At 72.7% G+C, this 22672-nt stretch carries 20 protein-coding genes; 7 read left to right on the top strand and 13 right to left on the bottom strand.

The genetic code is table 11. The annotated features are described in order from the left end of the window. Positions 1-5: 5 nt before the first annotated feature. Entirely contained in the window at positions 6-869 is an 864-nt protein-coding gene (locus Q0994_RS27405) for a helix-turn-helix transcriptional regulator (protein ID WP_299539531.1), read from the bottom strand. Positions 870-1208: 339 nt separating this feature from the next. Here Q0994_RS27405 and Q0994_RS27410 point away from each other — a divergent pair, with 339 nt between their 5' ends. After that, entirely contained in the window at positions 1209-1757 is a 549-nt protein-coding gene (locus Q0994_RS27410) for an ATP-binding protein (protein WP_299539533.1), read from the top strand. Between the two features lie 159 nt (positions 1758-1916). Here the strand turns inward: Q0994_RS27410 and Q0994_RS27415 are convergent, their stop codons facing one another. From Q0994_RS27415 to Q0994_RS27425, 3 genes are all read right to left on the bottom strand, one after another. Continuing rightward, positions 1917-2159 carry a DUF397 domain-containing protein gene (locus tag Q0994_RS27415; protein WP_299539535.1) on the bottom strand — a complete coding sequence of 81 codons (243 nt, stop codon included), beginning with the start codon at positions 2157-2159 and terminating at the stop codon, positions 1917-1919. 277 nt (positions 2160-2436) lie between these two features. Next, positions 2437-4734, bottom strand: a complete 2298-nt coding sequence (locus tag Q0994_RS27420; RefSeq protein WP_299539537.1) for an FUSC family protein — start codon at positions 4732-4734, stop codon at positions 2437-2439. A gap of 98 nt (positions 4735-4832) precedes the next feature. Further along, complete coding sequence (locus tag Q0994_RS27425; RefSeq protein WP_299539539.1) at positions 4833-6035, bottom strand: DUF2786 domain-containing protein; 1203 nt, start codon at positions 6033-6035, stop codon at positions 4833-4835. Positions 6036-6181: 146 nt separating this feature from the next. Here Q0994_RS27425 and Q0994_RS27430 point away from each other — a divergent pair, with 146 nt between their 5' ends. Both Q0994_RS27430 and Q0994_RS27435 read left to right on the top strand, forming a co-directional pair. Then, positions 6182-7882 (top strand): bifunctional 3'-5' exonuclease/DNA polymerase, encoded by a 1701-nt coding sequence (locus tag Q0994_RS27430; protein WP_299539541.1) that lies wholly within the window; start codon positions 6182-6184, stop codon positions 7880-7882. Positions 7883-8067: 185 nt separating this feature from the next. Next, complete coding sequence (locus Q0994_RS27435) at positions 8068-8751, top strand: aminoglycoside phosphotransferase family protein (RefSeq protein WP_299539543.1); 684 nt, start codon at positions 8068-8070, stop codon at positions 8749-8751. Between the two features lie 66 nt (positions 8752-8817). On the opposite strand, the gene Q0994_RS27440 is transcribed toward Q0994_RS27435, so the two are convergent. After that, positions 8818-9639, bottom strand: a complete 822-nt coding sequence (locus Q0994_RS27440) for a sulfurtransferase (RefSeq protein WP_299539697.1) — start codon at positions 9637-9639, stop codon at positions 8818-8820. Positions 9640-10069: 430 nt separating this feature from the next. On the opposite strand from Q0994_RS27440, the gene Q0994_RS27445 reads away from it, so the two are divergent. The 3 genes from Q0994_RS27445 to Q0994_RS27455 all read left to right on the top strand — a co-directional run bounded on the left by Q0994_RS27445 (position 10070) and on the right by Q0994_RS27455 (position 12200). After that, complete coding sequence (locus Q0994_RS27445) at positions 10070-10702, top strand: DUF4328 domain-containing protein (RefSeq protein ID WP_299539545.1); 633 nt, start codon at positions 10070-10072, stop codon at positions 10700-10702. 219 nt (positions 10703-10921) lie between these two features. Beyond that, positions 10922-11554 (top strand): DUF4328 domain-containing protein, encoded by a 633-nt coding sequence (locus tag Q0994_RS27450; RefSeq protein ID WP_299539699.1) that lies wholly within the window; start codon positions 10922-10924, stop codon positions 11552-11554. A 49-nt stretch (positions 11555-11603) separates the two neighbouring features. Next, complete coding sequence (locus Q0994_RS27455) at positions 11604-12200, top strand: hypothetical protein (protein ID WP_299539547.1); 597 nt, start codon at positions 11604-11606, stop codon at positions 12198-12200. Positions 12201-12356: 156 nt separating this feature from the next. Here the strand turns inward: Q0994_RS27455 and Q0994_RS27460 are convergent, their stop codons facing one another. The 7 genes from Q0994_RS27460 to Q0994_RS27490 form a co-directional block, all read right to left on the bottom strand. Beyond that, positions 12357-13010 (bottom strand): TetR/AcrR family transcriptional regulator, encoded by a 654-nt coding sequence (locus Q0994_RS27460; RefSeq protein ID WP_299539549.1) that lies wholly within the window; start codon positions 13008-13010, stop codon positions 12357-12359. A gap of 146 nt (positions 13011-13156) precedes the next feature. Further along, a complete protein-coding gene (locus Q0994_RS27465; protein WP_299539551.1) occupies positions 13157-14182 on the bottom strand; it encodes a phosphotransferase family protein in 1026 nt (341 codons plus the stop codon). A 51-nt stretch (positions 14183-14233) separates the two neighbouring features. Next, a complete protein-coding gene (locus tag Q0994_RS27470; RefSeq protein ID WP_299539553.1) occupies positions 14234-16624 on the bottom strand; it encodes a hypothetical protein in 2391 nt (796 codons plus the stop codon). Positions 16625-16867: 243 nt separating this feature from the next. Next, positions 16868-17797, bottom strand: a complete 930-nt coding sequence (locus Q0994_RS27475; RefSeq protein ID WP_299539555.1) for a GntR family transcriptional regulator — start codon at positions 17795-17797, stop codon at positions 16868-16870. 119 nt (positions 17798-17916) lie between these two features. Next, positions 17917-19167: a GNAT family N-acetyltransferase gene (locus Q0994_RS27480; RefSeq protein ID WP_299539557.1), complete on the bottom strand. Its 1251-nt coding sequence runs from the start codon at positions 19165-19167 to the stop codon at positions 17917-17919. Positions 19168-19298: 131 nt separating this feature from the next. Further along, the gene (locus tag Q0994_RS27485) at positions 19299-20279 is read right to left on the bottom strand and encodes an asparaginase (RefSeq protein WP_299539559.1); all 981 of its coding nucleotides are present in this window, start codon (positions 20277-20279) and stop codon (positions 19299-19301) included. Between the two features lie 42 nt (positions 20280-20321). Then, positions 20322-21008 (bottom strand): ABC transporter substrate-binding protein, encoded by a 687-nt coding sequence (locus Q0994_RS27490; RefSeq protein ID WP_299539561.1) that lies wholly within the window; start codon positions 21006-21008, stop codon positions 20322-20324. Positions 21009-21123: 115 nt separating this feature from the next. Here Q0994_RS27490 and dtd point away from each other — a divergent pair, with 115 nt between their 5' ends. Beyond that, on the top strand, positions 21124-21573 hold the full coding sequence (gene dtd / locus Q0994_RS27495) for a D-aminoacyl-tRNA deacylase (protein WP_299539563.1): 450 nt from the start codon (positions 21124-21126) through the stop codon (positions 21571-21573). A gap of 47 nt (positions 21574-21620) precedes the next feature. On the opposite strand, the gene Q0994_RS27500 is transcribed toward dtd, so the two are convergent. After that, positions 21621-22586, bottom strand: coding sequence for a folate-binding protein YgfZ (locus Q0994_RS27500; protein ID WP_299539565.1), 966 nt, complete (start codon positions 22584-22586; stop codon positions 21621-21623). Between the last annotated feature and the right edge of the window lie 86 nt (positions 22587-22672).

The raw sequence follows: 22672 nt of genomic DNA on the forward strand, positions 1-22672 counted from the left end.
GTGGATCACGCCTCGCGGAGGAGTCCGTGCAGGAGTTCACGGCTCTCCTTCTCCCCCGGACTGTCGTCGTGCAGACGGGACATGGCGCGTTCGTACTGGGCCACGTCCTCCGCCTTGTCGAGGTACAGCGCGCTGGTGAGCTGTTCCAGGAAGACGACGTCGGAGAGATCGGACTCGGGGAAGCGCAGCATGGTGAAGGCCCCGCTCTCCCCGGCATGGCCGCCGAAGCTGAACGGCATCACCTGGAGCGTGATGTTGGGGCGCTCCGACATCTCCAGCAGGTGGTCGAGCTGGGCGCGCATGACCTCGCGCGAACCGTAGGGACGGTGCAACGCGGCCTCGTCCAGGACGACATGGAGGACGGGGGCACGCTCGGACACCAGGATCTTCTGCCGCTCCAGCCGCAGCGCCACCCGCCGGTCGATCTCGGCCGCGGGCCCGCCGCGCATGCCGCGCTCCACCACCGCGTGGGCGTACGCCTCGGTCTGCAACAGGCCGTGCACGAACTGCACTTCGTAGACGCGGATGAGGGAGGCGGCGCCCTCCAGACCGATGTAGGTCTGGAACCAGCCGGGCAGCACGTCGCCGTAACTGTGCCACCAGCCCGTCACGTTGGCCTCCCGGGCCAGACCGAGCAGGGCTTCGCGCTCCGCCTCGTCCACGACCCCGTACAGCGTGAGCAGATCCTCGACGTCCCTGGCCTTGAAGCTCACCCGTCCCAACTCCATGCGGCTGATCTTCGATTCGGAGGCGCGGATGGAGTAGCCCGCCGCTTCACGGGTGATGCCGCGGGCATCGCGGAGCCTTCTCAGCTGAGAGCCCAGCAGGATGCGCCGCACCACGGATCCACTCGACTCGCCTGCCGACACAGGTCCACCCTCCCCATCGCTTCCCGGGCAACGAGGCCCCCCGGAACCTCAAGAACCGGATTGTGCCACCAAAACGCTTCAGGCCGTACTCGTTCGGTTACGGAAATGGGAAGACTCGCCGGGATCCGAAGAAAATGTGTGAAGGGAGAAATGGTCGACAACCCTTACCGAATGGGGCAGGGCGGTCACGTGCACGTGCATCTGCCCTTGCATCTGCCCTGCGCATTCGGAAGCATGGTCGTCGCGCACCTGCGTACCCGTTCATGTTGTGACGCCGTTTCCCCGCAGTACCGCTGACCGGCAGTGCCGCTGCAGCCGCGAATCCCGGGAGTGCCTCGCATGAGGACCAATGGATCGACGACGCTCGAACCGTTACGGCGGGGCCTTCCCCCCTTCGATCCCGCGGCGTCCGCCGGATCGGCGTCGATCTCGCTGCCGGCCCGGTTCGAAGCGGTCGGCGGGGCACGGAGGTTCACCCGTACGACGCTTTCGCGGTGGGACCTGGACGAGCGGTTCGACGACGTGGCCCTGGTGGTCTCCGAACTCGTCACCAACGCGCTGCGGCACGCCGTCCCCCCGGACACCGCGCCCGAGCCCGCGGTGCCTCCGGTACGCCTGCACCTGATGCGCTGGACCTCGCGCCTGGTGTGCGCGGTGCGCGACCCCAGCCACGAAGGCCCGGTGGCCGGTGAGGCGGAGGATTCGGCCGAGTCCGGGCGCGGCCTGTTCCTGGTGGAGTCGTTCAGCGACAGCTGGGGCTGGCACCCCTCTCCCCCTTCGGAGAGCGACGCACCGGCGGGAGCCCTGATGGGCAAGGTCGTCTGGGCGATGTTCCGGCTGACCGCCGGGCCGGTCCCCGACGCCGCAGTCGGCGGCGCGACCGCCTGACGCCCCTGGTCGGTCCGGCGCGGGGTGTACCGCACCCCGCCCACCGAACCGGCAGTTCTGCTTCCATTTCGAGCCCAGCCGCCGGGCGTCGGGTTCCGGGCGGCGCGCGCCGGTGCGCCGGGGGTACGTGTACGTGGGGCTCGGGCGCCCGGGGAACCGTCAGGCACCCGCCGCCAGGTGGTCGAACTCCCCGTCCTTCACGCCCAACAGCAGCGCCGCGATCTCGGCGGGCGTGTAGACGAGTGCGGGACCGTCGGGGAAGCGCGAGTTCCGCATGGCCACGCCGCCTCCCGGCAGCTTGGCGAACTCCACGCACGACCCTTGCGAATTGCTGTGCCTGCTCTTCTGCCAGACGACCCCGTGCAGCTCCGTGGCCGCCATGCCGTTGTACACGTCACGCACAGGACGCTCCCCCGATTTGCAAGGTGCAAGTGTCAACCAGTCTGGATCATAGCTGGGTTTCACGTGCCACTGCATGAGCATATGCACGTGCACGCGCGGTGTTCCTGCGGTTACAGCTCCCGTCGGCCCCCTCTGCCCACCACGCCGAACGGCGTGTGAACGGTTCCCCGTGCCCCCTTCCCCTGGCGTCCGTATGCCCCCGGCGGCGGCCGCTACCCCCGGTGCCCCTCGTGCCGCAAGGCGACCGGGGATCCGCGTACTCACCGCCCCGGCGGCGCTACCGGACCGGTCTGCTGCTGGGGGCGCTGCCCCGGTCGTCGAGGGCGAGGGACAGGTCCACCAACGCGTCGAGCAGCAACGCTGACCCGCGCCGGACCACGGGGTCCGGCACGGGCTCCCGGTGCGCGGTTTCCGGGGCCGCCGGGGCCTCGGGTTCCGGATGCGCGGGGGCCGCCGGGGCCTCGGGTTCCGGCTTTGCCGGGGCTGCCGGCATCCCGGCCTCCGGCGTCGGGGGCCGCTCCGGCTCCCCGGCCGCCGGCCCCGCGTCCGACGCCGCGTCGGGTCCCGCGTCCTCGCCCGGTTCCGGGTACGGCGCCTCCAGGAAGTCCCAGCGGGCCACCTCCTCCGCGACCGGTCCCCACTCCGGCACCCGCCGCTCCCGGACCGCCTTCGCGCCCTGCTCGGCCGAGCGCCGCAGCGCGGCCGCCAGTTCCGCCGCCCCGCGCACCGGGGTCGCCGCACGGTCCGGCAGGTGCGCCTCCAGGAGCATCGCGGCGCGCCCCAGTTCCACCAGCGCGTGCTGTGCCTCGTCGGCGGCGAGGCGGGAGATGCCCCGGTGCCGGACGGGTTCGTGCTGCGCCTTCTCCTGCGCCTCCTGCCAGGCGATCCGCGCCTCGCGCGAGGCGATCAGCGCGGCCCGCACATCGGCGTTGCTCTTCTCGGCGGGGTGGGCGTACTGGTCGATGACGGTGGCGGCGTAGTACCCCACCGCCTGGAGCCACACCGCCAGCCGGCCCCGCAGGCGCGGCGTCTCCCAGGCCGGGAAGAGGGCGTACGAGATCATCGCGAGCAGCCCGCCCACCACGGTCAGCAGCAGGCGCTCCGGCACGGTCTGGGACCAGTCGTCGCCCGCCATCCCCAGCAGGAAGACCACGTACGCGGCGACGCAGGCCTGACCGGCCGCGTACCCCGTGCGCATCAGCAGGTACATGAGCCAGGCGCAGACCACCGCGAGGGCGGCCGACAGGGCGGGGCCGGGGTGGGCCAGTTGCACGATGCCGGTGGCGAGGGCGACTCCGACGGCGGTGCCGCCGAACCGGGCGACCGCGCGGGAGTACGTCTGGGTGAAGTCGGGCCGCATCACCATGACGGCGGTCATCGGCGCCCAGTAGCCGTGCCCGAGCGGCAGCGCGGCGCCCAGCAGGTAGCCGAGGGTGGCCACCGCCGAGACCCGGACCGCGTGCCGCAGGATCGGCGAGTCCCGGCGCATCTCCGCCCGGATCGCCCTGCCCACCTGCGGGACCAGCCGCAGCAGGGTGGGGCGGCGGCGGTGCGGGGAGGACGGATCCGGACCGGGCGCCTCACGGGTGCCGGTGCCCTCCGCGATCTCCACGACGTCCTTGAGCAGGGCGGCCAGCCGGTCGGCGGCCCGACGCGGCGGCCCGGTGAGGATGACGCCCGTGTCCGGGGTCCTGAGCACCGCGAGGGCGGGCGCCGACAGCTCCACCGGGTCGCCGTGGCGCACCGCGCGGGCCGCGGCGTCGAGCACCGCCCCGGCGGCCCCGAGCAGCTCGCGGGCCCGGTCGCGCGCCGGTCCCTCGGCGGGTACGCCCAGTGCGGGGTCCGCCAGCGAGGCGAGCACCGGCCGCAGCCGTTCGGCGACACTGCGGGTGCCGTGCAGCTCCGCGGGCCGGTGCCGTGCCTGGTGCGGGGTGACGGCGGCGGCGCTGCGCGCGGTCATCAGGGGCAGCGGGTCGAAGGGGGCGACCGGGTCGTGCCGCAGCCGGCGGGCGTAGTCGGCCTCGCCCGCGAAGGCGTCGGCGAGCGCGTCGCGCTGCGCACCCCAGCGGCGCACCGGGAACAGGAAGACGAGCGCGGCCTGCACCAGCCCGCCGACCGCCATCATCCCGGCGTGCGCCGCGGCGTCCAGGACGGAGGTCGGCAGGGTGACGGTCACCAGCATGATCGCCACGTTGGACGAGGCGATGATGCCGGCCGTCGTCCCGGCCGCCCAGGCGAGCCCCGCGAGGAAGGTCCAGAGCGCCAGCAGGCACATGAAGAGCACGGTGTGCGAGCCGGTGAGATAGCCGACGAACGTGGACACGGCGAGGCTCGCGCCGGAGACCAGGGCGAGCACCGGCCGGGGCCGCCAGCTGCGTTGGAAGGTGGCGGTGGCCGCCTGGAACGCGCCGAAGGCCGAGCTGGCCGCGATGGCCGGACCGAAGAGACCGAGGGAGACGCCGACGACGATGGCCAGTCCGGCGGCCCCGCGGAGTGCGACGAGGGGCTCCAGACGGCGCCGCTCGATCTTCAGCCCCGAGCGCGCGGTCTCCTTCAGCGCGCGGAGCCAGCTCATACGGCGAGCGTAACCGGAATATCGAGCAATCCCGACTTATCGGTCAGGCGTCGCGGCCATCTCGCGGGCCTTGGGACGTCGGGCCGTGACCTGACCGGCTACCGGGTGATGCCCCGGTCGGGCCGCCCCCCGCGGGACCCCGGTCCGGCACCCGTCCGCGCCCGGTCCGCCGCCTCGGTTCCGTGGTTCCAGCCGTCCTCGTCGGTGACACCGCGCACCCGCGCCGTGGTGGTCTTCGGGAACATCCGCTCCGCCGCGCCGTCCACCGCGACGTCCCGCGCGGCCAGCACCGGCAGCAGTCCCGCCGTCCCGTCGGCCGCCCCCGTGCCCGCAGGGGCGCCCGCGTCCGTCTCGGCGGTGACCCGGGCCGTGTCGTCGGCCAGCCGGCTGCCGAGCCGCTGGGCGTAGGCCATCAGGAAGGACTGGCGGAAGGTCTTGGTGCGCTTGCGGCCGCCGGCCCGCTGTTCGGCCTCCGCCTTCGTCATCGCCGCGGTGCCCTGGACCAGCAGCGAGGTGTGCAGCAGCTCCACCGCCTCCAGGTCGGGTGCGAAGCCGACGACCGTGCTGAAGCCGAGGTCGCTGTTCCACACCGCCCGGCAGCGGTTGGCCGAGGCCACCGCGTCCAGCAGGACCGCCTTCGCCGTCTCGTAGGGGGCGTCGACGCCGATGCGGCACGCGCCCGGCTGGTCGGCACGGTGCGTACGGGCCGCGAGCAGCGCCTCGTCGATACTGTGCCGGGCCATCAGCTCCTGCGCCTTGGTGGTGAGCGCCTCGGCCTCCTCGGGGAACCCGGTGGCCTCGGCCTTGGCGAGCAGCGCCCGGATCCGGGTGAGCATGCGGGGTTCGTCGTGCGCGGGCGGCAGCACCGACCCGGCGGGCAAGGCCCCCGGCGGCGGCCCCACCGGCTCGATCGGCGGCAGCCGCAGCAGCAGCCGGTACAGCCCGAGCAGCGCGGAGGCGTACGAGAAGCGGTCCGGGCGGCCGCGCGGCGCCGGCGGCGGAAGCTCGGCGAGCTGGGCGGCCCAGCGCGGCGGCAGCGCCGGATAGGCCGCGGTCTGCGCGGTGATCACCGCGGCGACCAGCGGCACGTCCGCCTCGTCCCGCTCCCGCCGCACGAACCGGACCACGTCGGCCGGCTGCCAGCCACGCGTCCAGGCCCGGCGCAGGAACTCCTCGCCGCGACGGTGCAGTTCGTCGTCCGCGTCCGGCGCGGCGGCGAGCAGGGACGCGCCGGTGTCGAGTCCGGCGTCGCCGTCCGAGTAGAGAGCCGCCGCGAAGGCCTGGTCGATCACCGATTCCATGCGACCAGCGTAGGCGGCGGGCCGGCGCCGCCCGCCGGACGGGGACGGGGACGGGGACGGGGACGGGACGGATGCGGCCGGTCACGCCGCGCGGTGGGGCCGCGCGCCGCAGGGCGTTGTCGGTGCCGGATGCCAGACTCGAAGGCATGAGCGAACGGTGGGCCGTGGCGCCGGTGGAGGGCGGTGGGGCCTTGCTGGCACCGCTGGGTCGGGACGGGCGGGCCGCCGGACCGGTGCTGGCCGAGCCCGACCTCGCGGAGGCGGTCCGCTCCCGCCCGGACGTGGTGCGCTGGGTCTGGCGCTCCACCACCGAGGTCTACCCCCGTCTGCTCGCCGCAGGTGTGCGCGTCGAGCGGTGCTACGACGTCGAGTGCGCCGAACAGCTGCTGCTCGGCCACGAGGGCCGGCTCGGCGAACCCCGCTCGGCCGCCGCCGCGCTGGCCCGGCTGCGGGGCGGCCCGGTGCCGCCCGACCCGCCGGCCCGCGGCGCGGAACCCGGCTCCCAGTCGTCCCTGTTCGAACCGCCGTCCGGGACGGGGGTGTCGCTCGAGGACCTGCTCGACGTCTACGCGGAGCAGCTCGCCCGCCACGACCGGGCCGAACACCCGGACCGGATGAGGCTGTTGACCTCCTCCGAGTCGGCCGGGCTGCTGGTCGCCGCCGAGATGCACCGGTCCGGTCTCCCCTGGCGGGCCGACGTCCACCGCGAAGTGCTGGCCGAGCTGCTCGGTGAGCGGTACGCGGGGGGTGAGCCCCGGCGGCTGGCCGAGCTCACCGACGAGATCTCGGCCGCGTTCGGCCGCCGGGTCCGGCCGGACCTGCCCGTCGATGTCGTCAAGGCGTTCGCCGGGGCCGGCGTCAGGATCACCTCCACCCGGCGCTGGGAGCTCGCGGAGATCGACCACCCGGCCGTCGAGCCCCTCATCGCGTACAAGAAGCTCTACCGCATCTGGACCGCGCACGGCTGGAGCTGGCTCCAGGACTGGGTGCGCGACGGCCGTTTCCGGCCCGAGTACCAGCCGGGCGGCACGGTCAGCGGGCGCTGGACCACCAACGGCGGCGGGGCGCTGCAGATCCCCAAGGTCATCCGCCGCGCGGTCGTCGCGGACGAGGGCTGGCGGCTCGTCGTCGCCGACGCCGACCAGATGGAGCCCCGGGTGCTGGCGGCCGTCTCCCGCGACCGGGGGCTGATGGAGGTGGCGGGCCACGACGGCGACCTCTACACCGCGCTCTCGGACCGGGCCTTCGAGGGCGACCGCGACCACGCCAAGATCGCCCTGCTCGGCGCGGTGTACGGCCAGACCTCGGGCGACGGGCTGAAGAACCTCGCCGCGCTCCGCAGACGCTTCCCGCTCGCCGTGGCCTACGTGGACGACGCGGCGAAGGCCGGGGAGGAGGGCCGGCTCGTCCGGACCTGGCTGGGCCGCACCAGCCCGCCCGCGGCGGGCTCCGGCGACCAGGGCGAGGCCGGACTCCCGCAGGAGGACGCGGCGCAGGACGCGACCGGCGGCAGGGACGGCGGTTACACGCCGGGCTACGCCTCCTCCGACGCCCGCGCCCGGGGCCGCTTCACCCGGAACTTCGTGGTCCAGGGCAGCGCCGCCGACTGGGCGCTGCTGCTGCTCGCCGCCCTGCGCCGGTCCCTCTCCGAGGGCGGCCTGCGGGCCGAGCTGGTCTTCTTCCAGCACGACGAGGTGATCGTGCACTGCCCGGCCGAGGAGGCGGAGACGGTCGTGTCCGCGATCCGCGCGGCCGGTGAGCTGGCCGGCCGGATCACCTTCGGCGAGACCCCGGTACGGTTCCCCTTCACCACGGCGGTCGTGGAGCGGTACTCGGACGCGAAGTGAGGCGCGCGGACGGGTGGCGGTCGGGTCGGGTCGGGTCGGGCACGGTAGGCGGTGAACGGCTCGGAAGGGCACGCGCCCGCCGCACCGGCCACCGCACCGCCGTGCCCGGCGGGCTGCGGTCGGTCACGGCCGTTCCGGCGTCCGCCCGCTCCCCATCGCCCGTACGCCCCCGGTAGGTTCGGCACATGGACATAGGCCATCTCCTGGGCTCGGGTCGCAGCGCCGATGTGTACGCACTCGGCGGCGGCGCCTGGGTCCTGCGCCGCTACCGGGACGGGTCCGACGCCACCGGCGAGATGGCGGTGATGTCGTACCTGTCCGCCCTGGGCTTCCCGGTCCCCCGCATCGGCCCGCCCGCCGACGGCGCCGGGCCCGGCGATCTCGTCCTGGAACGGCTCACCGGCCCCACCTTGGCCGAGGCGTTCCTCGCGGGCCGGCTGGACGCGGACGAAGGCGGCGCGCTGCTCGCCGGGCTGCTGCGCGAACTGCACTCCCTGCCGCCCCGGTTGTCCTGCGATCCGGACGCCAGGATCCTCCACCTGGACCTGCGTCCGGAGAACGTGCTGCTGACGGAGAACGGCCCGGTGGTCACCGACTGGACCCACACCGGCGAGGGCGATCCCGGCCTCGACCGGGCGATGTCCGCGCTGATGCTGGCCCGGACGGCGCTGGACCGGGAGGGCGCGACGGGCCCCCCGGTCACCGGACTGCTCACGGCACTGCTCGCCGCCCTGGCACAGGACGGCGGTTTCGGCGAGGACGAACTGGCGCGGGCCACCGCCCGCCGCGCGGCCCGCCCCCACGCGTCCCGCGCGGAGCTGTCGGCCCTCGCCGCGGCGACGGAGCTGGTCCTGACGCACGCGCCGTGACCGCCGTGACCGCCGGGAGCCCCTGACCGCAGGGACGCCGGCGACGGACACGGAGGCGGGTCCGCCTCAGCCTTCGTCGGCCCCGTCCACCGGGCCGGTGAGCCCCCACTCGCTCCACGAACCGTCGTACACCGCGATCCGGGTGCGCCCGGCCAGCGTGGCGCCGAGCGCCAGAACACAGGCCGTCACGCCGGACCCGCAACTGACGACGAGACGTTCCCGGTCGCCGGCCACCTCCTGGAACGCGGCGCGCAGCCGACCGGCGTCCCGCATGCGCCCTCCGTCCTGGAGACCGCCGAACGGCAGGTTCACCGAACCCGGCATGTGGCCACCGCGCAGCCCCGGCCGGGGTTCGGGCGCCGTGCCGGCGAACCGCTCCCGCGTCCGGGCGTCGACCACAGCCGTGCGCGGGTCGGCGAGCGCCTCGGCCACCTCGGCGCGCCCCACGAACAGGCCGGGACGCGGCCGGACCGTGACATCGCCCCGCCGGTCCGCCCGTTCGGCCGCCGGCTCGTCCTCCACCGGCATTCCGGCGTCGGAATAGGCGGGCAGTCCGCCGTCCAGCACCGCCACCCGGTCGAAGCCCGCCGCGCGGAACATCCACCAGGCGCGGGCGCTGGAGTAGACGCCCACCGCGTCGTACACCACGACCGTGCTCCGGTCGTCCACCCCCAGGGACCTCGCCCCGGACTGGAACGCCCCCGGCCCCACCGACATGTGGGGCAGTGGCGAACCGGGGTCGGAGAACTCCCCGTCGATGTCGAAGCGGACGGCCCCCGGCACCCGTCGGGCGGCGCCCCGGGCCCGACCGACCGAGGCGTCGAGGACCACCAGCCCCGGCGTCCCCAGCCGCCGCGCCAGCCACGCCGCGCCGACCAGCGGCGGCACACGGTCCCCGGCGTCCCGGCCGCCCGCGCCACCGGACCCGCCCGCCGTCCCGGCTGCGTCGTACGTCGTCACGTTCACGGCCTCCCCCTTTCGCGCGTCCACCGCTCCGCCGGGAACCTATCCTCCGCGGACGGCGCGGAGGAACGGCCCCGCCGTGCGGCGGTGTTCACCGGGGGAAGCAGTCGCCGGGGGAGACGGCCGTCGGTTCCGGGCACGCGGCCCGTCGCGACGGCGCGGGTCCCGGCGCGCCGACGCGTGGACACGCCCGGCACGGCAGCGTACCTTCCGTCTGCCCGCACTCCGCGGGCGATTTCGACCATGCCTGTGGGGGGCCGCCGCCGTGTCCGAGTTCAAGGCTCCGAGAGCGCTGCCACGCCTGCCCGTACCGGCGGCCGGCCGACCCCCGACGAGCCCGCCGAGGACCCTCGGGGTGCTCCTCGTCGCCGTGGTCGTCCTGCTGGGCACGGTGGCGGTCTGCGACCTCCTCGCCGGATACGCGGCCGTCCGCCTGGACCACACCCGTTACGGAGACCAGTACTTCAGCTACGCCCTCGCCGCGGACCTGGCCGAAGCGGAGCGGATCGAGCGGATCGCCCAGCAGTTCCGGGGGACGGCGTACGTCCTGTGCGCCGGCGCGTTCGTCGCCTGGTTCTTCCGGCTGCGCCGGTACCTCGGCCGGGTCGCGCCGCAGGCGTTCGACCGGGGACCCGGCTGGGCGATCGGCTCGTGGTTCGTCCCCGTCCTGAACCTGTGGATGCCCTACCGCATCGCCGTACAGATGTGGACCGCCCCCCGTCCCGGACCGGTGCGAGCGCGATCCCTGTGGCCGGTGAACCTCTGGTGGCTGCTGTTCGCCGGGACGCAGCTCGCGGCCTACGCGCTGCGCGCCGAGGCCTTCGCCCCCGTCCCCGGCCTGCGGACGTCGCCGGCGCCGGACCTCGCCCTGGCCGGGCTGGAGACATGCGCCGCCGTCGCCGCGGCGCTGTTCGCCGTACGCCTGACGGCCCCGCACCGGCGGCCCGCCGTACCCACCGGGACCGTCACGCCCGCACCCCCGTCCTGACCTGCTGGTTCCTTCCCCTCGAATCCGGTGGACGCCGCATCCGCGGGGGCGTACGGTCCGTCTGCCCGCCGTTCGGCGGGCAGCATCCGTCCGTACCCGTGGGGGGTCTCTGCCATGTCCGGAATCCACACCGTTCCACCTTCGCCCGCGCCGCCGTCCGGGTGGCCGAGACCCGCGCCGGCCGCCGGGCCGGAAAGGCTCACGAAGGCGGTGGTGGCGATGCTGGCGCTGGTGGGTCTCACCGACGTCTTCGCTCTGTTCGCCCGCCTCCAACTGGCCTCGGCGATCGGTGACGACCCGTCCCCCGCCTTCTTCCGCGCGGAGGACATCGACGCCGCGGACCGGCTCCAGAGCATCGCCACCCTGGCCCAGATCGCGGCGTACGTCGTCTGCGCGATCGTCTTCGTCGTCTGGTTCTTCCTGATGCGCCGCTACCTCGGATCGCTCGCGTTCGACGCGTTCGACCGCGGCCCGGGCTGGGCGATCGGCACGTGGTTCATCCCTCTCGCCTGCCTGTGGATGCCGTACCGCATCGCCCTCGAGATGTGGGGCGCCCCGACGAGATCCCGGTACGCGGAACCCGCCCGGTATCCGTCCGCCTGGCCGGTGCGCGTGTGGTGGGGCCTGTTCGTCCTGTCGCTCGTCGGCGAACAGATCACCTCCCGGGCGTACGACGACGCGCACGCGCTCGGCGAGATCAGGGACGCGATGGGGTACCTGGCGGTGACCGACGCCCTGGACGCCTGCGCGGCCCTCGCGGCGGCGTACTTCGCCGTACGCCTCATGGCCCTGCACCGGCGGCCCGTCGCGGAGCGCGCTGCCCCGACCGCTCCCGCCGTCGCCGCTCCCTGACCGGACGGTCCAGGCCCGTACCCGTTGTCCGTGCCCGTACGATCCCCGCATGGACGACGGCGCGGGATTCCGGCTCGGCACGAGGGCGGCGGAGCGGCTGGCCCGGACCGGGGCCCGGGAGGTGCGGCCGGGGCTCACCGAGGCGGAGTTCCGGCGGGTCGAGGAGACCTTCGGGTTCGCCTTCGCCGACGACCACCGCGCCTTCCTCGCCGCCGGTCTGCCGGTGGGGCGGCCCGACGGGCGCGGCCGCACCCGGTGGCCCGACTGGCGCGACGGAGACCCCGCCGCGCTCCGGGACCGGCTGCGGGCGCCGGTCGACGGGGTGCTCTTCGACGTCGGGCACAACGCCTTCTGGCACGAGGGCTGGGGCGACCGCCCGGACGCCGACACCGAGGCGGTGGACCGCGCCCGGCGGCTGCTCGCCGACGTGACCCCGCTGGTGCCCGTCTACTCCCACCGCTACCTGCCCGCCGGGCGCGGCGCGCACGGCCATCCGGTGCTGTCGGTGCACCAGACCGACCTCATCGTCTACGGCGCCGATCTCGACGACTACGTGGCCCGCGAGTTCGACCACGCGGCCCCGGCTGCCGAAGGGACCCCGGAGCCGCAGGTCACCGTGCCGTTCTGGCGCGACCTGACCGGCTGACCCGGGCACGCCGCCCCGGACACCGCGGGGCCGGGCCGCCATGGGCGTTTGACCTTGACCCTCGGGCAGGTCGCAGCCTCGGAACAGTTCACGCTCGCCGACGTGGTGACGCTCCCCACCCGACCGGGGCGCGCCCCGTGGGCGCGGGCCCGGCGCTCAGCCGGCCAGCGGCTCCAGTCCCGTCCTGAGCTGGTCGAACGCCCGGTCGGCGGCCCGTACCGCCGTCGGATACGTCGCGTCGGCGCTTCCGCCCTCCGCGATCCGACGCCAGTTCTCCAGACCGAGCACCCGCAGCACCGCGACCACCTGGGCGGCGGCCAGCCGTTGCGGCAGCCCCTCGCCGAGCGCCTGCGCGAGCGCCGCCTCGGAGCGCCCCTGGTAGGCGTACATCCGGGCCACCAGCGACGGCGTCCCGTAGAGCATCCGGTGGAAGGCCAGCACCTGCGGGTGGTCACAGAGCCCGGTCACCGGGTCGCGGCGCTCCAGGCCGTCCAGGAAGTGGCGGTGCAGCGCGTCCAGCGGGGACTCCCCCGGCTCCCGTGCCGCGACCACCCGCGCCGACTCGTCCTCGTGGTCGGCGAACCGGTGCAGTGCCAGGTCCTCTTTGGTGGGGAAGTACCGGAACAGCGTCGGCTTGGAGATGTCGGCGGCGGCGGCCACCTCCGCGACCGAGACCTTGTCGAAGCCCCGCTCCAGGAACATGGCGATCGCGGCGTCCGAGACCGCCCGGTAGGTCAGCAGCTTCTTGCGCTCCCGCAGACCGACCGGCGGCTGCGCACCGGCGCCGGTTCCGGGCCTCTCTCCATTCATGCCCCCGAAGCTACCCGCCCCCGGTCCCGGCCCCCGGCGCTCCCCCCGGCCCGGCCTCCCGCCCCCGGACGCCGCCCCAACGCCCCCACCGTCCACCACGCGCCCGAGGGACCACCCGATCGGGGGACATCAAGGGACGGGGCGGATCAGTAACGGTCCGACCCCGACCTCAGCACTGCTTGGAGGACTTCCCCCTCTCCCATCGGGTTCACCGCACCCGTGGACCAGTAGGGCCTCGCCCGTGCCAGGGTCGCTGTCAACGAGAGCACCAAGTCCCTTCGTTCCGTCGAACGCGGTGGAGCGGAGCTGATCCGCCGCGACCAGCGGACCGTGTCCACGACCGCTGATTTGATCCGCTGGAATCTCAGGTAGAACTCCAGGTCATCGCGCCAGCCACGGCGGCACGCCTCTGGCGCGACGGCAATCCAATCAGCGACGGCCCTCCTCTCGTCCGACCGCGTGTAGCCCATCTTGTGAAGGTGATCGGCCAAGTCATAGACGGGATCACCCCACGCGGCGAGTTGCCAGTCGAGCAGGGACGTCCGCCTCTCCTCCACCAGCATGTTGCCCCGATGCATGTCCCCGTGCAGCAGCCGGAAGGGCCTCATGGTCAATCGCGATGCTTCCCGTTCCAGGGCCTCGAAGGGGTCGTACGGGATGTCGAGATCAGCGAAGAGTCTCGGGTTCTCTTCTCCGTACTTCAGGCGCAACGCACGCCCGAACTCCACCATGACGGCAGAGAATCCTCGCACATCGCCCCCCGCCGGCCAATCCGTAGGAAGTTCTGGAATCTCTTCGACTGGAAATGAGAGGAGATCCGCGAAGAAGGAGGCAACGTTTCCAGCGAGATGATCAGGGATTCCCCTGCCGGCTGGATACAGCTGCGCCACCGGTTTTCCGGGCAAGAAATTCTGAACCTGGAAATAGGGGTCTTCGTGGACGAAGAGGAGCCTCGGGACCGATCTCACCCACGGGTGAAGGGAACCCACGACGCGATCCTCCCGCCAGGGGGCCAGGTCCATGACCTGGACCCCTGGTACCGGTATGCGCACCACGAAGGAGGATCCATGAGCATCTACCCTCACGTTGCGGTGGTAGTGGCCTCTCTCGCCGGATTCTCTAGCGGTCGCCACTTTGTACATTCCCATGAAATCGGAAGCATTCAGGTCCATCTGCGCCCCTCGCGTCAACAGGAATCACCTCGGCTCCAGCAAGCGAAGCACCTATTCCAGCAACATTTCAACAACGCTGTCCATCCGCCCGTAATAGTCACTCAAGGTGCCTAGGGGGATGACCTTTCGTTGCGCCGCTTCCCGAATTCTTGTGATCTCTGGATCACTATGCCCTATTCTCTCCGCCGCCTTACCGGCCAGCACGGAAAGGAACGGGTAGACATCGGCGCGCTCCAGACGCTGGACGGCCTCGCGGAGGCTGGTGACCGCAGCTCCCCTGTCCCCCTTCCTCAGGTGGAGAAAAGCGCGGAAGAGTTCGGCCCGGGCTCGGCCGGATCGGTACTGGACACGTTCGAGAGTCCTCACGGCTCGGTCGAACGAGACACCAGCTTCGGCGTACAGGCCCAGACGCGTCTCCGCGAGTCCTTTTGCCGTCAGAGCCTTACCCACCTCGTGCCCCACATGCAGGCTCTCCTGCGCACTGAGCGCTCTGTTCGCCGCTGCGACAGCTTCCCCGGGAGAGGTGAAGGCGAGGAGTTCGGCACGATTCGTCTCGATGTCCGCGAGCCCGTGCAGCGAGTTGCTCGCCCGGAAGAGCACAGCGGCCTCGTCCAACTCCCTCTGGGAGGACTCGAAGTCGAGAAGAAAACGGTGCGCGAGGTGAATGAGGCGCTTCACTTCTGCCTGTAAGGCGCTTCCCCCGGGGGGCACCGACCCGTACACCTCGTCGGCAAGGGCGAAGGCCGTCGGGAAGTCTCCCGCACACATCGTGATGTCGGCCAAGGCGTAACCCGCCATGCCACGGACCTCCTCGACCGGTCCGGTCCACAGCCGCTCGAAGGTGTCCCGGGCCGCCACGCTCTTCCCGATGAGCCGATGGGCATGCGCGGCCGCCAGCACGAGCCTCGCCTCCAGCGGGGAGGCCGGCTCGGGATCATCACCCCCGATCTCCGTCTGCGCGAGGTGACCCCGCCCGCGAAGGACGTGGTCTTCAGCCGCCAGACACCGGGCCACTCGTGACCACCCCTCATTCCGGGCCCCGGAACCCTCTCCGCTCTCGACGTAAGCCCGGATGTCGGAGATGAAACCGGTCGCCGACTGGCTTCCCGACACGGCTTTGCTGCGGTCCGCGCAGGCGAGGATCCTCTCGGCCGTCATTCCGTCACAGCGCAGGCCGTGGTAGACGGCCTCCTGCCAAGGCGAGAACCCGAGCGCCGCACGATCGGGCGTTCCCGGCATCGCCAGTTGGCTCTCGGGGTTCTCCGCGTAGGACTCCCAGAACCCCTGAAGCGCCGCATGGACGGGACGTTGACGCTCGGCGGACCACTCCGCCTGGAGTGCGTGGACCATCAACTGGTGGAGTTGGTACCACCCGCCAGAGAGGTGCCTGACAAAGGAATACTGGACGAGTTCGTCCCAGAGCGTTTCGTCCCTGACGAAACGGGCGAACACAGCACGGTTGAAGAGCCTGGCAAGACTGAGATGCTGGAGCACCCTGCGGTGATCGGCAGGCACGTGATCAAGAAACCGGTCCTTGATGCGATCCTGGGGAATCTCGCGTTCGCCGCTTTCCCGTTCGGGCGTGTCGATGGCCAGATCCAAGTAGAAGGGGATTCCTTGACTGGCTCGGGTGATGACGTCCCGCTTGTCCTCGTCGAGGACACCGGCGTTGGTGAGCAGCTCCTGGCAGTACTCGGCTTCCAAGGGAAGTACGGGCCACATGTCCGATCGGCCCGCCCACTCCTTCCAGCTCACCGGCTCCCTGCCCGCCAACACGATCAGTCCGCGCCTCAGGAGGCCGAGCAGATCACGGAGCCAACGATCGTGCGAGGAACCGGTCGAATCGCTGCCGACTATGCTCAGCATGTCGTAGCTGTCGACGAAAAGAACGTACGGTTCGGCGACGCTGGCATCTTCCAGGTCCTGCGCGAACATACGTGTCACCGTGTGAAGGAGATCGGACGTCGGCAGCTCGTCGAGGTACCCGAGGTCTGGTTCCGAGCGGACCAGTCTGCTCTTCTTCATGGCGTTGAGCCCTTGAGCGGAGAACTTCAGACCGGCCGCGACCGCACCGATGAGGCTGGCGCCCGATGCCGCATCGAGTATCCGCGCCGTGGCCTCCCCATTGGCCCCTAATGCCTCACCGGTCCGCTTCAGTTCCATGTTCGGATGGATCTTCTGCCAATAGGCCGTGTAAGCGACGTCGAAGCGCTCGAACTTCACCCCCTGCGCTCCGAACTCGTTGCGCAGCTGGGCAAGTGCGGATTCGAGCTGGTGGCTTCCGGGCAGACGCAAGTCGAGCGTGGCCGTGCGCCCCCGACGCTCAGCCACGCGCTTCCACTCTTCGAGAAGGCGCGTCTTCCCCACACCGGGCAGTCCGTGCACATTGAGAAGTCTGGCACCGGGTGACCTGAGCGCCAGTTGATCCTGGAACTGAGCCATCAGCGCGGTACGATCCACGAACGTCCGGCTTCTTCCCGACATGCGTCTTTGCCTTGCTGCAGACATTCATCCCCCGAGACTCTGCGGGCACTCGCCATCGACGTCTTACCCATCAGGCCACGCCGCACCCCTCCGTCGGGACTCGGTATGCGCCGCCCTCGGTGGGCGCCCCGTGATTCGTCCCTGCCGCGATCGCGCCGGGGCCGGACCGTCCGTTCCGATGGGCCGACGAGGGGCCTTCCTTCAGAAGTCCGCTTTTTCTCCGAGGTGTTCCCACGTCGATTCGAAGAACTGCCGCGCGGCCCTGACCACGCCCACCTGCTGCGGGGTGGAGTCTGCTGCGGCCCGGAAGGGGTAGAGCGTGGCGCCGTTTCCGTAGGAATCGAGCGCGGCGACCGCCTCGCCGTCCGCCAGTACCGCGGTGCCCGCCTCGGGAACGTAGAACCCCTGGAGCACCACGCGGTTGTTGAGGATGTACAGCTTCAGCTGTGGGGAGAAGCGGACCAGCCGCACCTGGACGTCGACCACCGGGACCGCGTCCCGGCCCCGGAGTTCGTACAGCGCGGAGCGCAACACCGTGACGTGACTGTGCAGGATGCTGCCGAGCCGGGCCCTGACGCGCGGATCGTCCTCGCCGGAGAGCTGCCGCGGGATGGCCAGCGTCTCCGACGTGGTGTCGGGCAGCAGCAGACGCGCGGTGATGCTCTTCGGCGGGCTGATCCGGCCGGCCAGGATGAGGTCCTTCTGGTCGGCGACGCGGGCGGCGAGCGACTCCGTCGTCATCGAGAAGACGTCCAGCCGGACGTCCTTGGCCTCGAACGCCTCCTCCAGGTACGGCTTGAGGAGCACCGGCGGCATCCGCTCCGAGACGACGGCCCAGACGTCGCTGCTCTCGCCGCGTACGGTTCCGTGTTCGTCGGGGCGCTCCGCCCTGTCCAGGGCGACGAACGATCCGCTTCCCTGCCGGGTGGTGATCAGGCCCTCCCGCCGCAGCAGGCTGAGCGCGTGGGCGACCGTCGCGCGGGCGACGTCGTACCGCTCGCTCAGCTCCTCCTGCGTGGGCAGCCGTTGGCCCGGCAACCATGTCTCGGCGTTGATCTGCTTGCGCAGTTCGTCGGCGATGCGCCGGTAGTGCAGCCGCGTGTCGCGCGGGAACGCATCGCCCTCTGCCACGTGTCTATTTTACAACGAGCGCCCTGAGAGACGCAGTTGACCGCGAAACTGCGCCTCAATACGGGACGCACCCCGATGGGCGCGTGACGGAGCCCTGAACACCGGTGCAGACCCCGCCCTCAGAACACGTCCGGGCACCACGGCCTGCGGCCCGTGCGGAAGGCGGCGTCGGCTTCCGCGGCGGCACCGGGGCGGTGCTCCTGGACCGTGCCGAGCGCGACCAGGCGTTCGACCGACTCGTCGCCGAGGTACAGGCGGGCCAACTCGGCCGCTCCCAGGGTCAGGTCGGGGTCCCGTACGGTCGGCGTGCAGGTGACCGCGTCCGGCCCGGCCGCCAGCAGAAAGCGGCCGTCCGCCGGACCGTCCGGGTCGTCGACCTGCAGGACCAGGGTGACGGGGCAGACATAGGTGCGGGCCTCCAGCGCGGCCGGGATGTCCAGCACCCGCAGCCAGAGCCAGTCGGCCGCGGTGACGACACGGGCGGCCCGCGGGTCCGGGAAGAGCAGCGGGAACAGGTCGTCCGGGGCACGGAATCCGGTGCGGACCCTGGTGACCCAGTCGATCGAGCAGAGGAAGTGCCACAGCGCGCGCTCGGCGGCGGGGGTCGCCGCGAGCAGGTCACGGACCACGACGGTGCACATGGGCTGCTTGCCGTCCCCCCATCGGTCCTCGACGCGGTAGGTGGCCAGACCCTCGATCTCGCCGGACGCCGACCGGTACTGCGCGTGGAAGGGCTGCGTCCACTCCTCGTGGGCCGGCACGCTGATTCCCGTCCTCAGCTCCCACCAGCGCTCGGGCCGGTCGATCACCCCGTGCCGGGACGCGGCGATCCGGTCGTGCAGGCCGGGGCCGGCCTCGCGCACCTCCTCGCCGTCCACCAGGTCGACGCGCCCACCGTCCCCCTCCGCCGGCACCCGCGCGTGCGGGTCGAGCCCGGTCCGCAGCACGTCCGCCTCCCACTCGACGACGGAGGTCGCGGGGCCGAAGCCGAACCGCCCGTAGATCGGGTACTCGGCGGCGATCAGGGTGGCCAGCACCTCGCCCCGCTCCTTCGCCGCCGCCAGATCCTCAGCCATCATCCGGCCGAGCAGTCCCCGCCTGCGGTGCGACGGCGACACCGTGACGGCGGTGATCGCGGACACCGGCAGCCGCGCCCCGCCGGGCACGGTCAGCTCCTGGGCGAACGAGCGGAAGGTCGCCACGCACCGCCCCTCGTCGAACACCCCCTGCACGCGCGAGAGATCGACGTGCGCCAGCCGCACGGCCGACTCCTCCTCGCTCTCCCCGGTGGGGTGGGCGAACCCGACCCGCTTGGCGCGGAACCAGTCGCGGAACTCGGGCGGGGTGACGGTACGGGGCACAAGACTCATGCCCCCACGCTATGCAGCGCACCTGTGCGACGTCGCGCCGTTTTTCCCGGGGACCGGCACCCGTGCCCCGGCAGCGGCGGCCGCGCGCCCGCACCTCACGCCCGCACGTCACGCCCGCCCTTCCCGCCCGCTCAGAACGCCGCCCGTACCGCCCCGACCTCCGCGGTTCCGCCCAGCAGCGGTGCCGCGCCGATCCGGGCGACCACCGGGGAGTCCACCCCGAGCAGTTCCAGCGCGCGGGCCAGGACCGGGCCGAGCGCCCGGGTGCCGCCGTCGTCGAGCTTGAAGGCGAGGGCCCGGCCGTCGGCCAGCGCCACCGCCTGCACCGCCTCGGCGCCCATCTTGGAGAGCGTGCCGGGGACTTCGCGCATCAGCCAGGTGTCGGGCCGCCGCGTTCCGGCCACGTACTCCGGGTGGGCGCGCATGGCGTCCGCGACCCGGCGCTCCGCCGTTCCGGGCTCGGCCAGCACGAACGACCGGAACGCGCGGGCGAGGCCCACCAGGCCGATCGCCATCAGCGGCGCCCCGCAGCCGTCCGTGCCGACGGCGGCGACCGGCTCGCCCGCCGCCTCCTCGACCACTTGGTGGACCAGGCGCTGGAGCGGGTGGGCCGGGTCCAGATAGGTGGCGGTGTCCCAGCCGTTGCGGACGCAGACCGCGAGCATCGCCGCGTGCTTGCCCGAACAGTTCATGGTGAGCGGCTCCCGCACGTGCCCGGCCGCGAGGTACGCCTCGGCCTCGACCGGGTCCAGCGGCAGGTCCGGCGGGGTCCGCAGGTCGGCGGCGGTCAGGCCGTGCTCGGCGAGCATCCGCCGCACCAGCGCGAGGTGGAAGCCCTCACCGGAGTGGCTCGCGGCGGCCAGCGCCAGCCGCTCGCCGGACAGCTCCAGCCCGGCGCGCAGGATCGCGGCGGCCTGCATCGGCTTGTTCGAGGACCGGGGGAACACCGGCGCGGCGGGGTCGCCCAGCGCCCGCTCCACACTTCCGTCTGCGGCCAGCAGCACCAGCGAACCACGGTGGCGGCCTTCGGTGAACCCCGACCGTACGACCTCGGCGAGCACCGGGTGCGCGGGGGTATCGGCGGGGGCGGGCTGGGCGGCGCTGGCGGTCATGAGTGCCTTCCGGGGCGGGGACCCGCTCCCGGAAGGATCGCCTCAGGTGAGCAGGTCGTCTACGTGAGCTTCCCCGTCACGGTACCTGCGGGCGATCTCCGCCCCGCAATCGTCCGCGGTGCGCTGGAGCTGGTGGCGGCGGCGGGAGACCTGCTGCTCGGAGCGGACCAGCCGTCCCATCGCGGTGTGCAGTTCCTCGTCGGTCCGGGCGCCCAGGTCGGACAGCTCGACCTCGGCGAGCGCCTCCGCGGCCAGCTTCCGGCACTCGTCGCCGCGCGGCGTGGTGAGCGTGACGTGCCGGGCGGACGAGCGGTGCAGCGACGGGGTGTCCGTGAGGATCTCGGAGAGCCGGTCGACGACCGGGGACTCCGGGTCCCGGCGGCGCGCCAGTTCGGCGCGCAGGATGTCGATCCGGCCCTGCACCAGCCGGCGCACGTAGCTGAGGTCCGCCTCGTCGCGCTGCGCCTCCCGCCGCCGGTCGCGCAGGTCGTTCAGGCACAGCCCGCCGAACCCGGCCTGCGGGCGCACCGCGCCCAGGCCGTCGGCGGCCCCGCCCGCAGCGCCCTGCTCCGGCACGGACGCCGAGGACCGGACCGGTCCCGCGCCTCCCGCCCCGGGCCCCGGCGCCGCTTCCGGCCCCGGTACGCTCCGCTGCACCGGTGGCCGCATGGTCCCGGTCCGCTTCGCCGGTACGGCGCCGGGAGATCGTCCCGCTCCATAGGTACTCATGCTGTTCCGTCCCCTCGACCGGTGCGTCGGCACACCGCCATCGTGCATGGTGCCACCCCGCACGGGGCCGGTGCAGGTGTTCTGTACCCGTTCGGCCCAAGATAGGTTGGTCTGTATGCGTGCAGTGGTACAGAGGGTGGATGGCGCCCGGGTCACCGTGCCCGGCGGGACGGACGGATCGGGCGAACCGTCGGTGGTCGGGGAGATCGTCGGCGAGGGCCTGTGCGTACTGGTCGGGGTGACCCACGAGGACACCCCGGCGAAGGCCGCCCAGCTTGCCCGGAAGCTCTGGTCGGTCCGTGTCCTGGAGGGCGAGAAGTCCTGCTCGGACGTGAACGCGCCGCTCCTGGTGATCTCGCAGTTCACCCTCTACGGGGACGCCCGCAAGGGCCGCCGCCCCACCTGGAACGCCGCCGCGCCCGGTGACGTCGCCGAGCCGCTGGTCGACGCGGTCGTCGCCGAACTGCGGGCGCTCGGGGCGCAGGTGGAGACGGGCCGGTTCGGGGCGGACATGCGCGTCGGACTCACCAACAACGGCCCGTTCACCGTCCTGATCGAGGTCTGAGCCGGGGCCCCGCGAGGGTCCCGCCCCCACGAGACCCGACGACCGGCCTACGGCTCGACGACCGTCTCCTGTGCGGCGGCGGTGTCGCCCGCCAGCAGTTCGGCGTCCACCGGAACGTTTCGCTTCACCAGGGCGAGGGCGATCGGCCCCAGCTCGTGGTGGCGGGCGGAGGTGGTGACGAAGCCGATCTGCCGGCCTTCCGCTCCGTCCGCGGCGAGCCGGACCGGTGTGCCGTGGCCGGGCAGGTGCACCTCGCTGCCGTCCAGGTGCAGGAAGACCAGCCGGCGCGGCGGCTTCCCCAGGTTGTGGACGCGCGCGACGGTCTCCTGACCCCGGTAGCAGCCCTTCTGGAGGTGGACCGCGGTGCCGATCCAGCCCAGCTCGTGGGGAATGGTCCGGTGGTCGGTTTCGAAGCCCAGGCGCGGCCGGTGCGCCTCGACGCGCAGCGCCTCGTACGCCAGCAGGCCCGCGACCGGGCCGTTGGCGGCGGCGTACTTCTCCAGGTCGGCGCGGGGCAGGAACAGGTCCCGGCCGTACGGGGTCTCGCGCACGGTCACACCGTCGGGGGCCCCGGCGATCGAGCCGGCCGGGAGGTGGACGACGGCGAAGTCCTCGGTGCGGTCGGCGACCTCGACCCGGTAGAAGAACTTCATCGACTCCAGGTACGCGATCAGGTCGCCCCGGGTCTCCGGCTCGACGTGCATCCACACCGTCGAACCGTCGTCGACGAGGTACATCGCGTGCTCGATGTGGCCGTTGGCGGAGAGGATCAGGGCCTCGGTCGCCAGCCCCGGGGCCAGGTCGCTGACGTGCTGCGTCAGCAGCAGGTGCAGCCAGCTCAGCCGGTCGTCCCCGCTGACGGCGACGACGCCCCGGTGCGAGAGGTCGACCAGGCCCTGTCCCCGGGCGAGGGCGCGTTGCTCGGGAAAAAGGTCGCCGTAGTGCGCGGCGACGCCTTCGTCGCGGCCTTCGGCGGGGACGGCGCCGGGCAGGGACAGCAAGGGGCTCTTCATGCGACAAGCGTACGGCTGCCCACGGCCGGGCGGACCCGCGGCCGGGCGGAGACGGCGTCGGTCCGGCGCCAGGCCGGTCGGTGGGC

This window comes from uncultured Streptomyces sp., assembly GCF_947488945.1.
Taxonomy (GTDB): Bacteria; Actinomycetota; Actinomycetes; order Streptomycetales; family Streptomycetaceae; genus Streptomyces.